The 16,265-nt window shown below is 59.8% G+C and carries 11 protein-coding genes; 3 read left to right on the top strand and 8 right to left on the bottom strand.

Annotated features, from left to right (window positions below):
* Positions 1 to 17: 17 nt before the first annotated feature.
* Positions 18 to 1,769 (bottom strand): caprolactamase subunit beta, encoded by a 1,752-nt coding sequence (gene capB / locus E7681_RS14165; protein WP_136339971.1) that lies wholly within the window; start codon positions 1,767 to 1,769, stop codon positions 18 to 20.
* Positions 1,770 to 2,038: 269 nt separating this feature from the next.
* Between capB and E7681_RS14160 the strand changes: the two genes are divergently transcribed.
* Entirely contained in the window at positions 2,039 to 2,992 is a 954-nt protein-coding gene (locus tag E7681_RS14160; RefSeq protein WP_136339970.1) for an AraC-like ligand-binding domain-containing protein, read from the top strand.
* Here the strand turns inward: E7681_RS14160 and E7681_RS14155 are convergent.
* From E7681_RS14155 to gabT, 4 genes are read right to left on the bottom strand one after another with little or no spacing between them, the layout of a single operon-like run.
* Positions 2,989 to 3,900, bottom strand: coding sequence for a phosphate acyltransferase (locus E7681_RS14155; RefSeq protein ID WP_168733220.1), 912 nt, complete (start codon positions 3,898 to 3,900; stop codon positions 2,989 to 2,991). The genes E7681_RS14160 and E7681_RS14155 overlap by 4 nt on opposite strands.
* The gene (gene buk, locus E7681_RS14150) at positions 3,897 to 4,997 is read right to left on the bottom strand and encodes a butyrate kinase (RefSeq protein ID WP_136339968.1); all 1,101 of its coding nucleotides are present in this window, start codon (positions 4,995 to 4,997) and stop codon (positions 3,897 to 3,899) included. Before buk ends, E7681_RS14155 begins: the two co-directional genes overlap by 4 nt.
* A gap of 4 nt (positions 4,998 to 5,001) precedes the next feature.
* Positions 5,002 to 6,432, bottom strand: coding sequence for an aldehyde dehydrogenase family protein (locus tag E7681_RS14145; protein WP_136339967.1), 1,431 nt, complete (start codon positions 6,430 to 6,432; stop codon positions 5,002 to 5,004).
* A 13-nt stretch (positions 6,433 to 6,445) separates the two neighbouring features.
* Positions 6,446 to 7,744, bottom strand: coding sequence for a 4-aminobutyrate--2-oxoglutarate transaminase (gabT, locus tag E7681_RS14140; protein ID WP_136339966.1), 1,299 nt, complete (start codon positions 7,742 to 7,744; stop codon positions 6,446 to 6,448).
* A 121-nt stretch (positions 7,745 to 7,865) separates the two neighbouring features.
* On the opposite strand from gabT, the gene E7681_RS14135 reads away from it, so the two are divergent.
* Both E7681_RS14135 and E7681_RS14130 read left to right on the top strand, forming a co-directional pair.
* Positions 7,866 to 8,444: a cupin domain-containing protein gene (locus tag E7681_RS14135; protein ID WP_136339965.1), complete on the top strand. Its 579-nt coding sequence runs from the start codon at positions 7,866 to 7,868 to the stop codon at positions 8,442 to 8,444.
* Between the two features lie 233 nt (positions 8,445 to 8,677).
* Positions 8,678 to 8,866, top strand: a complete 189-nt coding sequence (locus tag E7681_RS14130; protein WP_136339964.1) for a hypothetical protein — start codon at positions 8,678 to 8,680, stop codon at positions 8,864 to 8,866.
* 7 nt (positions 8,867 to 8,873) lie between these two features.
* On the opposite strand, the gene E7681_RS14125 is transcribed toward E7681_RS14130, so the two are convergent.
* The 3 genes from E7681_RS14125 to E7681_RS14115 are packed head-to-tail and all read right to left on the bottom strand — an operon-like array spanning position 8,874 to position 15,646.
* The gene (locus E7681_RS14125; RefSeq protein ID WP_136339963.1) at positions 8,874 to 11,948 is read right to left on the bottom strand and encodes a type I restriction endonuclease subunit R; all 3,075 of its coding nucleotides are present in this window, start codon (positions 11,946 to 11,948) and stop codon (positions 8,874 to 8,876) included.
* Positions 11,949 to 11,999: 51 nt separating this feature from the next.
* On the bottom strand, positions 12,000 to 13,256 hold the full coding sequence (locus E7681_RS14120) for a restriction endonuclease subunit S (RefSeq protein WP_136339962.1): 1,257 nt from the start codon (positions 13,254 to 13,256) through the stop codon (positions 12,000 to 12,002).
* A complete protein-coding gene (locus tag E7681_RS14115) occupies positions 13,253 to 15,646 on the bottom strand; it encodes a type I restriction-modification system subunit M (protein WP_136339961.1) in 2,394 nt (797 codons plus the stop codon). The genes E7681_RS14120 and E7681_RS14115 overlap by 4 nt, the downstream gene beginning before the upstream one ends.
* Positions 15,647 to 16,265: the final 619 nt, after the last annotated feature.

The raw sequence follows: 16,265 nt of genomic DNA, 5'->3' as shown, positions 1-16,265 counted from the left end.
TTCTCCTTGAAACTGGCTTAGGCGCTGGCGCGCAGACGGGCGGTTTCGGCCTCGTCGATTTGCAGAGCGTCCACGTCGGCAAAGGCCACGCCGTATTCGATACGGGCACCTTCGATGCTGACCAGACCGTTACGCACATCCTCGGCCACGCGGGCGGGGCTGCGCTCGAATGCAGGGCCGAAGCCGCCGCCGCCGGGGTTGATATTTGCGGCACGTTCGCCCGGATGAATGGTTTCGATCACGTTATCGGTGATCACTTCGGTCTGACCGTTGCGGGTGATTTCCAGTCTGCCGACCTTTTTGTCGATCATCTTGGATTCAGCGCCTGCAGCACCCATGGCAGGGATGCGACGTCCTTCGCCAAAGGTGACCAGGGTCATCGGGGCGTCCAGCGGCTCGACCTCCCAACGCGCACCGGAACCGCCACGGAATTTGCCTGCCCCGCCCGAGTCTTCCATCATCGAGTAGCGGTGGATGATGATCGGATAGCTGTGCTCCAGCATCTCGATATCGCCCGAGGTCAGCGCCCCAAAGCAGCATTCCGGCCCGCGCACGTGCCAGCCATCCTGCGTGGCCGTGGCCCCCGCCCCCGAGATGATCGAGGCCAGGACCATGGTCACGTATTCCTCGTCATGGCGGGTGTCCCAGCCGGCGATGTTGCAGCCGTTGGCATGGCCCCAGCTGGCCGAGACCTTGTCCGGCGCGGCCTGCTCGAACGCCAGGCGCACGGCATCCGTCAGGGTTTCCATCGGCGTGGTGGTGCAGTTCATGTGCGGCGCCGGGGATTTGGCGTTACACAGCGTGCCCTTGGGCCCCATGTTCACGGTCACGTTCCGGTACAGCCCTTCGTTATAAGGCGGCGGCAGTTGCGCGAACATCATCAGGCCCAGATAGACGCCCGAGTAGCTGTTCCCCTCGTAGGAGTTGATGAAGTAGGGGATCTGCGGCGGGCTGGCGATCTCGATATGGCAGGTTTCGCCCTTGATCGTGACGGTCGCCGTAATGTCGAAATCACCAAAGCCGTGGCCTGCGTCCTCCAGCACTGCGGTGCCGGAATAGGTGCCGTCCGGAACCTGAGCGATCAGCTTGTTCATGTGCTTGTTGGCCATATCCAACAGCACCTCGATGCAGTCCTGCACCGTTTGCTTGCCGTACTTGTCCATCAGCGCCACCAGATTACGCGCACCCACCTGGCAGGCCCCGATCAAGGCGTTGAAGTCACCCTCTTGGTCGCGGCGCGCGCGCATGTTGGTCAGCAGCATGTTCAGCACGTCGCGGCGCGGCTTGCCCTTGTCCCAGATCTTGACCGGAGGAATGCGTAGACCCTCTGCGAAGATCTCTTTGGCCTCGGGGTTGTAGCCTGCGGGAACCGGGCCGCCGATATCGGTCAGGTGGCCCTTACAAACCGTCCAGAACACCAGCTCTCCCTGATAGAACACCGGGTAGTACATGCAGGTGTCGATGATGTGGCTGCCCGCGTAATCGGGGTCGTTGTGCAGGATCAGGTCGCCTTCGTGGATGTCCCCGTCAAAGAAACCCGCAACAGCCTTCATCGCCGGGATCAGGCTGCCCAGGTGGATCGGAATGTCCTGACCTTGAAGGATCATTTCGGGCGTGTGGTTGAACAGCGCCGTCGAATAGTCGTGCGCCAGATTGAACACCGAGCTGCGCGCGGTCTTCTCCAGCGCCAGCGTCATTTCGCGCTGGGTCGTTTCCAGAACGCCACGCACCACGGATAGCGTGATCGGGTCGACATTGGGTTTGGTCATTTGGTCCTCCGGGGCTGTAACGCACCGTCCGGACAAAACTGTAGGGAGCCCGGAATCCGGGGGAATCTCCCTGTCAGCGCGCCGTCCGAAACGGCTTTCTCGTTGTTGTTCGAAGCAACCTGCCCGGAAGTGGCGCCCCCGTCTTGATCCACAGTGCGCAATGATTTGCATTTCAGCGCACTGCCCGCGCAACCAATGGAAAAGGGCTTGTCAGCGTGTTCGGCGGCCCCTAGCCTTCCTAAAGTCAAGGCAAACAGGGGAGGTTCGTCATGACATTGACCCAGTTTTCCACCGAGAGTGCCGCTGCGCCCCAACGCGCCGCGATGTGGAGTTCGGTCATTGCCGAGACCTATTTCCCCCTGCAGCTGAACTTTCGCTCGCCCGAGACATTCAAAGGGCAGCTGTCCCGCCGGCAGATGGGGCAGATCTCTGTCTCTCGCCTGTCAACCGAGCCGCTTCAGTTCGAGCGCCGCCCCCACCACATCAAATCCGCGACGGAGGAAGAATACCTCGTCACAATCCCCCTCAAGAGTCCCGTGGTCTTCCGCCAGCTGGGGCAAGAGGTGCGGTGCGATCCGGGTGGATTCATCCTGGAGCGCGGAGACGAGCCCTACCGGTTTTCGTACGAAAGCGCCGCAGATTTGTACGTCATGAAAGTGGGCAGACAAGCCCTGGCAGATCGCATTCCGAACCCTGATCGTTTCTGCGCGAAGGTGCTGAACGGGTATTCGGGGATGGGGGCGCTGTTCTCGTCGATGGTGCAGGGCGTACACAAACAGGACATGGCAAACGATCCGCGCAGTACCTCGGTTCTGACGCGTCACCTGCTGGAGTTGCTGTCGCTGTCGCTGGAAGAAGTCGGCGTCGAAGATCCGGGCGCGGGGTCGTCTGTCCGCGCAGCCCACCTGCGGCGGGTCGAGCAGATCATCCGCGACAACCTGAGAAACCCCAACCTGTCACCGGACATGATCGCGGACAAGTGCGGCATCTCGAAACGCTACCTGCACGAGCTGTTCAAAGACGTGAACGGCACCGTCTCGCAGCGTATCCGGGACCGCCGCCTGCTAGCAGCGAAAGACATGATGGAAGCGCAGCCACAAAAATCCATCGCCGAAATCGCCTACACGTTCGGCTTCTCAGAACAGGCGCAGTTTTCGCGCCTGTTCAAGGCGGCATTCGGGGAAACGCCCTCGGGGTATCGGGCGACATTGCGCCAGGCTTAATGCCCGGCGCGTTGCCCCGCGAGCATGGTGATCGCGAGTAGTAATCCGTTCAGCCGCGCCTGCGCACCGTCCGAGCGCGAGTTCAGCAGGATCGGCACCAGCCCCCCCAGCACGATCGAGCCGGTCTGCGCGTTTGCGTGAAACTTCCACGATTTCACGACCGCATTCGCAGCCTCGATATTGGGGAACAGCAGCAGATCGGCGTGCCCGGCCACACGGTTTTCACCGGCTCCCTTCAAACTTGCAGCCCGGGGATTGATCGCCATATCATAGCCCATTGGCCCCGCCACTTCGAAACCTGCGATGCCCTGCCCTACAATCTGGGCAGCATCGACCGTGGCAGGCATTGCCGGGGTCACCTTTTCGGTTGCGGCCAACAGGGCGACCTTTGGCACAGACACCCCCAAGCCACGCCATAAGGGAACGGTGTTCTGAACGATCGCCCGTTTCTGACCGCAGGTCGGGGCTGGCACAATTCCATTGTCCGTGGCACCGATCAGGCGATCCAAACCGGGAATGGCCGCGATGGTGATGTTCGACAGCACATCGGATTGCGCGATGCCGGTGCTCCGGTTGACCACCGCCTTCAGGTAAGCGCCACTGTCGACGGCCCCCTTGATCAGGATGTCCGCGCGGCCAGCGGCGACCTCGGCCACGGCGAGCGCGGCCATTTCCGCGGCACTCTGGGCGGGTAGGATCGTCACCGAGTGGTGCGCGTTGGCCGGCAGCAACGCAAGGATGGCCGCGGGATCCCCCGTCAGCGTTGCGTGCAAGATCAGGCCCATCTCCAACCCGATGGCAAGGGCTGCGGCGACTTGCTGATCTTCGCCACCGGCGATGGCAACCACGACCGGCCCCGTGGCCCGAACAACATCGGACAGCTCATCGAAACTGCGCACAGCGCTCATTCTGCGGCACTCCGAACCAGATCGGCCCAGTCGATCACATGCTCTTGGCCAGCCAAGGCGCGGGCGGCGCCCTCGGCCAAGGCGCGGCATTCGTCGCTGCCGGGATAGGTTACGATCTCGGAGATCCTGCCGACCCGTTGGGTCAATACCTCGCGCACACGCGAGCTGTGCGCGATCCCCCCTGTCAGAACGACCGCATCCAGATCGTAGTTGAGTACGCTGGCCATCGCGCCGATAGCCTTTGCGACCTGATACAGCATCGCATCGAAATACAGCGCGGCGGTGGCATCGCCAGCCTCGATCATCGCCTCGACACGACGCACATCCTTGGTGCCCAGAGCGGCCATCAGACCGCCATTACCATAGAGTTTACGCTTCAGCTCGTCCTTCGTGAAACGCCCCGAATAGCACAGGTCGATCAAGGCCAGTGGCGGCAAACCACCCGCGCGTTCGGGGGTGAAAGGAGACGCCTCCATCCGATTGGTGTTGTCCACGATCCGACCATTCTCCAGCGCCGCGATCGAAAACCCCGCCCCCAGATGGGCGACCACCGCGCGCACCTGTTCAAAGGGTTTGCCCAGATCAGCCGCCAACCGCCGACCGCAGGCCCGAATGTTCAGCGCATGACCAAAGCTGAAGCGCGGCAGCTCGGGCACTCCGGAAACGCGCGCCAGATCGCTGAACTGGTCCACGCTGACCGGATCGACCACAAAGGCCGGGGCCCCAAGGCTTTGGCCGATCGTATACGCCAACGGGGCACCCAGATTGCTGGCATGCTGGTGCCGCGGAGTGTGCAGTGCAAAGGTCACCAGATCGCGGTTCACGCGGATCACCCCGGCAGGCACCGGCATCAACATGCCACCGCGCCCGGCGCAGGCCACCAGACGGAAACACCCCGTCACCCCTTCGAGGAACTCAAGCACCGCACGGGTACGGAACTGGAGCTGATCAGGGATCGACGCGAAGGTCGCCATTTGCGTTTCGTCATGCTCCAGCGTGGCCTCGGCCAGCAGGGAAATCGTCCCCTCGCTGACCGCGTAGACAGCGCAGCGCGTCGTCGTGGTGCCTGGATTGATGGAAAGGATTGCGTCTTTCATCGCCCTACCCCGCGAAGCTGTAAGCTGTCTTGACCGAGGTATAGAACTCGGCCGCATGGCGTCCCTGCTCGCGCGAGCCAAGCGAGGACCCTTTGCGCCCGCCGAACGGCACATGGTAGTCGACACCCGCCGTGGGCAGGTTGACCATCACCATTCCCGCCTCGGATTTGCGCCGGAACTCGCGCGCGTATTTCAGGCTGCCGGTGCAAATCCCCGAGGACAGCCCGAACGCCGTTTCATTCGCCAAGGCCAGCGCGTGATCGAAGTCGTCGGCGGGAATGACGCTGGCGCAGGGGCCAAAGATTTCCTCTTGGCTGGTGCGCATGTCATTCCGAGCATTTCGGAAGATGGCGGGGCGCTGAAAGAACCCCTCGGTCGAGGCGTTGAGCTGTTCGCCCCCGATCACGTCGGCCCCTTCCTGAGCGGCCAGAGAGACGTAGGACAGGTTCGATTCCAACTGCTTTCTGGAAACCACCGGCCCGATCTGGGTGCCGTGCTCCAGAGCATGACCCACTTTCAACTCCCCTGTCGCTGCTATCAGCTGGTCGCAAAACTCGTCATAGATCGCGCGATGCACGATCAGCCGGGACGAGGCCGTGCACCGCTGTCCGGTCGAGTAGAAGGCACCATTCAGACAGGCTTCGATCGCCAGCGGCAAGTCGGCGTCCTGCATCACGACCATCGGGTTCTTGCCGCCCATTTCCAACTGAACCTTTTTCAGGCCCTTGGCAGCCTCGACCGCCATAGCGCGCCCGACAGGAACCGATCCCGTGAACGAGATCGCCTGGATCAGCGGGTGCTGCACAATTGCCTGACCAACGACCGACCCGGCCCCCATGACGAGGTTGAACACACCATCGGGTAAACCAGCCTCGGCAATGATCTGTGCCAGCAAATGGGCCGTGCCCGGCGTCAGATCCGCAGGCTTGAACACAACGCAGTTGCCGTAGCACAGGGCCGGAGCAATCTTCCACGCCGGGATAGCGATCGGGAAGTTCCAAGGCGTGATCAAGCCAATCACACCCACCGGTTCCCGAGTCACCATGACATCGACATTCGGGCGGACCGAGTCGATGGCGTCTCCTGCGATCCGAACGGCCTCTTGCGCGAAAAACTTGAAGATCTGCGCCGCCCGGACGGTTTCGCCGATGGCCTCGGGCAGGGTCTTGCCCTCTTCGCGCGCCAGCATTTGCCCCAGCTCGTCTTTGCGAGCCAGGATAGCGGCACCGATCCGCTCCAACGCATCCGCGCGCACTTGCGGGCTAGAGAGCCCCCACGTCTTCGACGCCATAGCCGCAGCTTGGGCCGCTTGGTCCACGTCCTCCGGCGTTCCGCTGGCATAGTGACCAATCAGGTCCGAAAGGTCGGATGGGTTGCGGTTTTCGGCGGCGGTTTCTGCGCTCACCCAGCGACCGGCAATGAAATTTGGCTGCATGGTGCCCTCCAACTCAAGCGACGGCGACTTGGGCCGCTCCGGCCTCGATCGACGCTTCGAGAATGTCCAACGCCTCGGCCACCTGCCCCTCGGGCGTGGTCAGCGGCGGCAGAAGGCGGATGACGTTCCCGTACGTGCCACAGGGCAGTATGATGAGCCCGCGTTGTTCGGCTTCTGCGACGATCCTCTGGGTCAGTGCCGCATCCGGCGTACGGCTGGTGCGGTCGGTCACCAGCTCGAACGCAACCATCGCGCCCAGACCGCGGACATCCCCGATCATCTCCATCCCCTGGCGATCTGCGACGGTGTGCAGGCGGGATTTGATGACATCCCCCAGCCAGGTGGCACGTGCGCACAGGTCTTCGTCCTCGATCACGTCCAAAACCGCATTGGCGGCGGCAACGGCCAGCGGATTGCCCGCATAGGTTCCGCCGATCCCGCCGACAGGGGCGGCATCCACGATCTCGGCGCGGCCGGTGACGGCGGACAGCGGGAAGCCACCCGCCAGCCCCTTGGCCATCGTCACCAGATCAGCCGCGACACCTGCATGTTCAAAGGCAAACAGCTTGCCTGTGCGGGCCATGCCGGCCTGAACTTCGTCTGCGATCAGCACGATGCCGTGGGTATCAGCGATCTGGCGCAGCTGTCTTAGGAACCCGGCATCGGCGATGTTGAAACCTCCCTCGCCCTGCACAGGTTCAATGATGATCGCGGCAACGCGCGTCGGGTCGATCGTGGATTTGAACAATCCTTCGAGCGCCGCAATGCTCTGCTCTGCCGTCACACCATGATAGGTGTTCGGGAAGGGCGCGTGATAGACCTCGGGCGGCATGGCGCCGAAGCCGCGCTTGTAGGGAACGACCTTGCCGCACAGGGCCATCCCCATCAGGGTGCGTCCGTGAAAGGCGCCGCTGAAAGCGATCACACCCGAGCGCCCAGTATAGGCCCGCGCCATTTTCACCGCGTTCTCAACAGCCTCTGCGCCCGTGGTAACCAACATCGTCTTCTTGACGAAATCCCCGGGTGTCGCCGCGTTCAGACGTTCGGCCAGACGCACATACCCTTCGTATGGCGCGACGTGAAAACAGGTATGGGTGAACGCCTCGGCCTGAGCCGCCACCGCCTGCATCAGGCGCGGGTGGCGATGGCCGGTGTTGTTCACGGCAATACCGGCGGCAAAATCGATATAGCGCTTGCCGTCCACATCCCACAGCTCGGCGTTTTCGGCGCGCGCCGCGTAAATGCCCCGCGTTGCAACACCCTGCGCCACGGCCTGGTCCCGACGTTCCTTGAGTTTTTCAGCAATGGTCATTTTGATTCCTCCTAATTCATCAAATTCACGATATTGCTGCTCAAATTTTTGAGCAACAGATTTTGTTGACCTTGGACAAAAAGGTTGTGAATTTGCGGCATCTGGGAACATCGGGGGCAAAATGTCTGAATTTGATGTAGGCAACAGGCTTAAGGAGCTCAGGATTGCGAGCGGGCTATCGCAGCGACAGCTCGCAGATGCGGCCGGCGTTCCACATGGTCAAATTTCCATGATCGAAACGAACAAGAGCAGCCCTTCAGTCTCCTCTTTGCGCAAAATTCTGGGCGGACTCGGCATTGGAATGTCCGAATTCTTTGAGCCCGACGCCCCCGATGACGGTGCGGTTTTCTTTACACCGAACTCATTCCGCGACCTCACGTCTCGCATCTATCGAGAGCATGACACGATCAGCGGACGGATTTCTCTGAAACAAGTCGGCGACGCGCGCACGAACAATCTGCAGATTCTGCACGAAACCTATGAGCCTGGCGCAGATACAGGCGAAACCATGTTGGAACACTTCGGCAACGAAGGTGGCGTGGTCATTGCAGGAGAACTTGAGGTCATCGTGGGGACCACTTCGCGCATCCTCAAGACCGGAGACGCGTATCTGTTCAGTTCGCAAGAACCACACCGCTTCAGGAATGTCGGCGATAGGCCGGCGATGGTGATCTCGGCTTGCACCCCGCCGTATCTGTAAGGGCATTAAACAACCCATTGGCGCTCGAGCCGGGCCGTATTTCTAGTGGCCGATAGGGGGCGCTTCAGGCAACCAAGAGATCCGATTGCATTTTGGAAAACGATGCGACATCGTCCTCGGGACTGTCGAATAGATGCCTACAGACATACATCGTCATGGCAAAGAAGATCCCCCAACAGAACTTGGGCCTTCTTTGGTGGTCAGTTCTGCTCAATGAACAATGATTTCGCCGCATGTCGAAGAGCATGGAAGCTGAATTTTGGCTTTCCGTGGCCATCCACAATTCCGCTGTCGATCTGCAGCGAAAAAAACCCAACAAGGCCAGGCTGTCTCGCTTGAACTGCTTCGCCATGCTTTCGGCAATGACGCTGTGCCCGCGTGGAGGTGCGGCTATCGAACCCTCCAAGTCTATTTCGGGTTAAATTCTAACTACCAGCTCGCAGTGTCGCTCTGGAGCAATTGTTTGATGCTCTGGTAGAAGGAGGCCTTAAAGGCTTCGTCTTGGCTATGGAGTTTGTATAGCTCCAGTTCCTCTTTGCGTCGCTGAAGCATGACTTCCGCCATGATTTTATTGAATGCTAGGTCACGAGTGTATGGGTCGGGATTGTCGCCAAATTTCTCTTGAAAGTCCGGATGCGCCTGAACGCTTTCGACAATATTCAGAAACTTAATACGTTGCTCTTCGGGCGTCGCGCTCCACCCCTGAAACCATCTTTCGTTGAAGCTACGGATGATCTCTTCTAGCGGGTCTTCTTGCGCGTCTCCTTCGCGATAGCCGCGAGGGTTGGGATTCTGGGGGTCCAATTCGGCCTCCGAAAAATCCAGTCCGATAGAATGGTTCAGCTTGGTGCGCTCCAGTCCATATGACGACAAGTCGACAGACTCGAGAAGCTCGTCCAACGCATCTTGGCTCGGATCTTGGATATGAAGCTTTGGCACCAAGAATTTCAGGAACCAGAAAAGCTTCTCCCACGCCAGGACCTCGAAAGGCATGATTGCTGCCATTTGGCCGTAAATTTTCACGAATTGCTTGGCTTTGATTTTGAAATCGATCTTGTCGGGATCTTCCAGTTCCAAGCCATTGTTAAAGCGATCCGCCGCGACGTCGATAAGCGGGCTCAGCTTTTCGGCATCTTCACCGGTAAAAAACCGGTTGCAGAACTCCTCGACCTCGGACCATTCGTACACGCCCACATCGTCAATGAACGCCTTCAGCTCATGAAGAACATTGACATCCGTCGCCTCGGAAAGGGTCGTCACCGTGAAGAACGGGTCGAAGGCAGCCTTGATGTCCTCCGTCGAGTTGAAGAAGTCGAGCACGAACAGGTCCTCGGTCCGTTTGCCCAGCTTCGGCGAGGACCGGTTCAGCCGCGACAGGGCCTGGACCGCCAGCACCGACTGCAACTTCTTGTCGACGTACATCGCACAGAGCTTCGGCTGATCGAAGCCCGTCAGGTACTTGTTCGCGACGATCAGAAGTCGGAAAGCGTTTTCAACGCTCTCGCCATTCAGTTTCATGGGTTTGCCGTCCTTGTCGACACCATGGAAGTAGTCGCGAGTCTTATCCTCGGGAAAGCCGTTCATCTCGGCTTCGGTGTACTTGACCCCATCGACCTCCTTCTCACCCGAGAATGCTATTAGTGCTTTGAAGGGATTGCCGCGCTTGGCAAGCTCCGTCTGGACGGCCTTGTAGTACCTGATCGCCATCTCGATATTCTGCGTGACAATCATCCCCTTGCCCTTGCCGCGCAGCTTCTTCGGGTTGACCACGTTGTCGATGAAGTCATCGACCATGATCTCGGCCTTGGTGTTGATCGTCTGCTGGCTCCTTTCGACGTAGGCACGCAACTTCTTCTGAGCCTTGGACGTGTCGAACAGGGGGTTGTCCTCGATGGACTTCTGAATCTCGTAGTAGCTTTTGTACGTCGTGTAATTCGCCAGCACGTCGAGGATGAAGCCCTCCTCGATCGCCTGCTTCATGCTGTACAGGTGGAAAGGCAGGAAGCGGCCGTCGGGCTGTCGTTCCCCGAACTTCTCAAGGGTGATCGCCTTGGGCGTGGCGGTGAAGGCGAAGTAGGAGGCATTGCCCCGCATCTTGCGCGCCTCCATCGCGGCGAGGATCTTGTCTTGCGCATCAACCTCGTCTGGGTCGGCGCCCATCGCTTGGTTCATCTTGTCACTGGCGATACCGCTCTGGCCGCTGTGCGCCTCGTCGATGATCACGGCGAAGCGCTTGTCACTCAGGTCTGCGATCCCGTCGATGATGAAGGGGAACTTCTGGATCGTCGTGATGATGATCTTCTTGCCGTTTTCCAGCGCCGCCTTCAGGTCCGACGACTTCAGCGCCGGGGCGACGATGTTCTTGACCTCGGAGAAGTCCTTGATGTTGTCCCGCAGTTGCTTGTCCAGCAGCCGGCGGTCGGTCACGACGATCACGCTATCGAACAGCGGGGCGTCCAGTGCCTTCGCCCCCGGCAGGCCCATCTTCGCCGGGTAGGTCTCGATCAGCTGGTAGGCGGCCCAGGTGATGCTGTTGGACTTCCCCGAACCGGCGGAGTGTTGGATCAGGTAGCTATGCCCCACGCCCGTCTCTGCCGCATGGGACAAAAGCTTCCGCACCACGTTCAGCTGGTGGTAGCGCGGGAAGATCAGCGTCTTCTTCGCCAGCGGGTCGGTGGCCTTCCCCTCCAGCAACACGAAATGCTGGATGATCCCGGCGAGGCTCTCCGGTTGCAGAACCTCTTCCCACAGATAGGCCGTCTTGTGGCCGCTCTGGTTCGGCGGGTTGCCCGCGCCCTCGTTATGGCCCTTATTGAACGGCAGGAAGAAGGTCGAGGCGCCGGCCAGCTTCGTCGCCATCCACACCTCGTCGGTGTCGGCGGTCATGTGGACCAGCACCCGGCCAAAGCGCAGCAGCGTCTGGTTCGTGTCACGCTCGCGGTATTGCTTCTGGCCGTGGTGGCGGGCGGTCTGGTGGGTCCAGGCGTTCTTCAGCTCCAGCGTCACCAGCGGCAGCCCGTTGAGGAACAGGACCATGTCCACCGATTCATTCGGGTTGGCGGTGCTGTGGTGGACCTGCCGGGTCACGCTCCAGATATTGGCGGCGAAATTGTCGTGGACCTTTTGTGCCGAGCTTGCCAGCGGCGCCGGGTACATCAGGTGGAAATGCGCGTTGTCGACGGGCAGGCCCTTTTTCAGGACGTGGAGCAGGCCCTTGTTCTTGATCAGCTTGTCGAGCTGGCCGGTGATCTTGGCCTGCCAGTCGGTGGGGCTGTTCTTCTTGAGCTTGTCGAGGTCCTGGGACTGCGTGGTCTCGAGGAACTCCCAGAATTTGGCACGGTCGAGCGCGAGGGTCGCATCGAAGTCCGAGGGTTGGCCGATGCGGAATGGGCCGGTCTCGGCAGCGGCCCCGGCGGCCAGCTCTTCGGAGCTCGCGCCGCAGAGCCGTCGTTCGATGGCCTGTTCGAGGGCGATTTCCTTGGTATTGCTGACCGCGATATTCATGGCTTTGCTTTCAAATGAGTCTCTGCCCCGCCCCGATCAGGGGTCGGGCGCTTACAATACCTTGATCTTTCCAGTCACCGCCGCGTTGATCAAGCTCGTCTTGTATTCCCGCAATGCGGAAATCTGTGTCTGCTTCAGAGAAAGTGCAGCGTCGATCTTCCCCGCCTCGCGCTCGACGTAATCGACAATAGGCTGCTGCTCGCACTGAGGAGGCAGGGGCAGCCGTTGATTGCCTATAACCTCGACAGAAATTCCGGGTTGCGCAGCCGACTGAGATAGACGGTTGAAGTTCGCGCATCGGATTATCTCACCAAGCCAAACCGTTTTGATTTGACGCTTCGGCGTCGCTACGATCGCGTGTTCGGAGGCAAAAAACTCGCCATCGGCATAGTTCACATTGCCGCACAGCGCGCCTTGTCTACCGATCAGCGCGAAATGCCCACGATGTGTATATCTGGATGTGAAGCCCCGAAATCCATTGCCTCCGTAGACTGGATACCCAGCTTCTGTGAAGCTCTCCGCCGAAATGGTATCGCCACTACGCAGCGCAGCGATATATTTTAACGGAAGAACATCCCAATGCGAGGGGATATGGCCGATCCAGTCGATGCCGCTGTCCTTCATGGGGGCGTCGGGGTTCAGGCCGCGGGTGACGGCCTCTTGGATCAGGATCTGCCTGCGCTCGGCCAGCAGCCTGATCTGCTCCTCCTTGATCCGCACCGCCTCATCAATCGTCCCGCATTTCCCATCCAGAAACGCCGCGATGGCGCGTTGTTCGGGGAGTGGGGGGATTGGTATCAGCTGGTTCTTCAAGAAGTCCGTGGAAACACGTTTCTGACCTGCACTACCTACCATGAAGACTTCGCTGTAGGTCCGGAATGCGCTTCTGTTGAGGAAGTAATATAGGAATTCGCCCGTAACTTCCCTCGGGCGCATGACATGGAGCTCGGTCGTGCCGAAACCATATTTGGTTGAAAGCTCTTTCAGGTAGGCTCCTTTGCCATTCTCAAAGCAGGGAGTGATCTTCGCCATGACCACATCGCCTCTCTGGAAATAGGTAAACCCTTCTGAGACTTCACGGGACAGCCTGATATTCGATTGATCTATTTGGCCATTATCTCCAACGGCCTCCATAGGCAGAAAGACGACCTGCTCCTCGCGTCCGGTGTTTCCGTCAAGCCTCCGGGAAGGTGAGATTTCTGCCGCGTGACGAATCCTTGAGCACGTCCAATGGGTTGGAATTTCACCCACCGGGGTAAAGCCACTTTCCTTGTAGTCGTCATACTTCGGATATGCCGCGATGTTCATTCCGCCGGCTCCAGCTTGGTCGCGACCTCGACACCAAGGATGTCGGCGATCAGCCCGTCGGCCTTTTCTTCCAGGGCCAGGATGTCCTGCGTGACCTCTTCGAGGCTGCGCAGCGGCTTGTGGCGGTAGAAGTACTTGTTGAAGCTGATCTCGTAGCCGATCTTGACGCTGTCGAGGTTGATCCAGGCTTCCTTCACATGCGGCTTCACCTCCGCCAGGAAGTAGCGGTGGATGTCGTCCTTTAGCGGCACGCTTTCCGCATCGCGCAGGTCAGAGGTGCTCTCGTAGGTCAGGTAGCTGCCGTCCGCTTGCCGGTACCAGCCGAAATCGGCCAGATCCTCCGCCGCGCAGCCCAGATGGGTGGTCAGCTCCGCGACCTCTGCGCCGGTCAGCTTGTGCTTCTTGGCGATGACCTTTTTCGCGGTCTCGTCGTACCAGCTGACCGCGTTCAGGATGGCGTTCTTCTCGGTCACGCCCAGCTTGATCTTGCGCGCCTTGATCGCGGCGTTCACCGCCTTGCGGAAGGCGTTGAAATCGTCGGTCTCCTCCGTGCCCACATCGCGCATGATCCGGGTCGCCGTGGCCAGCAGGTCGCGTAGCTTGACCCAGCACTTGGTGTCGAGCAGCTTGGTCCTCGCCTTGGCGTTCAGGGTGATGCCTGCTTCCTCGCACCACGCGATGATCGCCTTGGTCTGTTCCTTGAGGAAGCCCGGCTGGTAGACCTGATCGCCGTGTTCGCCATAGAGCCATTCCATGGGCTCGCGCAGAGACTTGTCAAAGCGCAGCGGCGCGAGGCGTTCGGCGCTGAAGGCCGCACGGCGACGGTCCGGGCGTTCGATGGTGACCTTGTGGTAACCAAAGTCCGCGTTGTCGAAGACCTGCACGGCGATGCCGGTGGGATCGTTGTTGGCGTCCATCTCGCGCTCGATGGGGGCGAAGGCGAGGAAGGCATCGGTGATGGCCTGGATGTGCTCGTCCGAGAACTCGCAGTTCTTGTCGCCAAGGTTCTTGCGCAGCTTGCGGTACAGGAGGTTGGCGTCGATCAGCTGGACCCGCCCGCGCCGTCCTTCGGGTTTGGCGTTGGACAGGAGCCAGATGTAAGTGGTGATGCCGGTGTTGTAGAACAGGTTGTTGGGCAGCTGGATGATGGTGTCCAGCATGTCGTTCTCGATGATGAAGCGGCGGATGTTGGATTCCCCGCTGCCCGCATCCCCGGTGAACAGGCTGGAGCCGTTGTGGACGGAGGCAATGCGCGAGCCGAGCGGGCTGGTGCCCGTGGGCTTCATCTTGCTGACCATCTCCATGAGGAAGAGCAATTGCCCGTCCGAGGAGCGCGGCGTGGCGTCCATGGTCTCGACCTTGCCCCAGTAGTCGGCCAGATCGACCTGGAAGCGGGTGTCGATGACGTCCTTGCCGTCCTTGATGTACTTTACCTCGCTGTTCCAGCTTTTGCCGTAGGGCGGGTTGGAGAGCATGAAGTCGAAGCGGTTGGCCGAGAATTCGTCGGTCGAAAGGGTGGAGCCCACGCGGATGTTCTCGGGGTTGTTGCCCTTGATCATCATGTCCGACTTGCAGATCGCGTAGGTCTCGTCGTTGATCTCCTTGCCGTAGAGATAGACGTCGCCCCGCGCCTGGATCGGGCCGTCGGGGTCCTTGATGTAGTTCTGCGCCTCGGTCAGCATGCCGCCTGAACCGCAGGCGGGGTCGTAGATCGTCATGACCGGGGGCAGCTGGTCCTTGATCGGGTCGAAGATGAGATGCGTCATGAGGTGGATCACCTCACGCGGGGTGAAGTGTTCCCCGGCTTCCTCGTTGTTCTCTTCGTTGAACTTGCGGATCAGCTCCTCGAAGACATAGCCCATGCCGAGGTTCGACAGACCGGGCAGCGTGTTGCCCTCCGGGTCCTCGATGTCGTGCGGGGTCAGGTTGATCCAGGGAGAAACGAACTTCTCGATGACGTCGAGCAGGACCTGCTTCTCGGCCATGTGGCGCATCTGTTCAAACAGCTTGAAGCGGCCGATAATCTCTTTGACGTTGTCGGAGAAGCCGTCGAGGTAATCCTCGATGTTGGCGAGCAGGATCTGCTGGTTGTTGGTGGCGGTGCCGTGGAGCTTTTTCAGGGTCCACTGGCTGGTGTTGAAGAAGACGTAGCCCGATGCGTCCTTGAGCGGCTCATCGTCCAACTCGGTCGCAGCCATGTCTTCCTTCTGGTACCGGACTTCTTCCAAGACGGCGTCCTTGGTAGGCTCCAGCAGCGTATCAAGGCGGCGCAGCACGACCATGGGCAGAATGACATCGCGGTATTTGCCGCGAACGTACACGTCCCGCAAGCAGTCGTCGGCGATGCGCCAGATGAAGGAAACCAAGGAGTTGTGTGAGCTCTGATTCATGACTATCGCGGGTAACCTTATGAAAATATGCGGTATGTTTTTGTTGCTTGAGAGGCTACATCCAACTGCAGCACTCCGCAATCTGATGATGCCAAATGGGCGCAAAGCAACCATAGCTAGAAGCCGATCTTTTCGCGCCTTATGGTTTTATCGAATTAGAGCTGAAATGTTTTTGCTGACTTTCAACAATATGAAAACGGCTTCAGAACCCGCGCCAGCATGACCTCCGCCCATCTCCGACTAAACATTGCAACCACCGCGAATGACCGCTTTACGCCAAAAGTGATCTGGCCGATTTCGGCCCTTACCTGCCATTCGCAATTCACCTGGTCGCCGCAGTGCAGCTTCGTTAAACTGGCCGTTCACGCGGATCGCAGCGAAACGTACTCCACAAGTCCACACTGTGTGGATGGTATTCGTGTCCGCCCCGCTATAGTCCTGTAGCGGCGCTAGACCCGCCTCGAAAATCTCGCTAGCGTTGCGGAGACAACGTGGACCTGTCACGGTTTGATGCCGCTCCTTTGATAGCATTAATTGCAACAAAGGAGACGAGCTATGGGAACGACAAGGACGGATGAATTCCGGGCAGATGCGGTGCGGATCGCACTGACAAGCGGTT

This window comes from Thalassobius vesicularis, from assembly GCF_004799325.1.
GTDB classification, from domain to species: Bacteria; Pseudomonadota; Alphaproteobacteria; order Rhodobacterales; family Rhodobacteraceae; genus Thalassobius; species Thalassobius vesicularis.
Note: the sequence above shows the minus strand (reverse complement) of the source record. Positions and strands in the feature narration are given on the sequence as shown.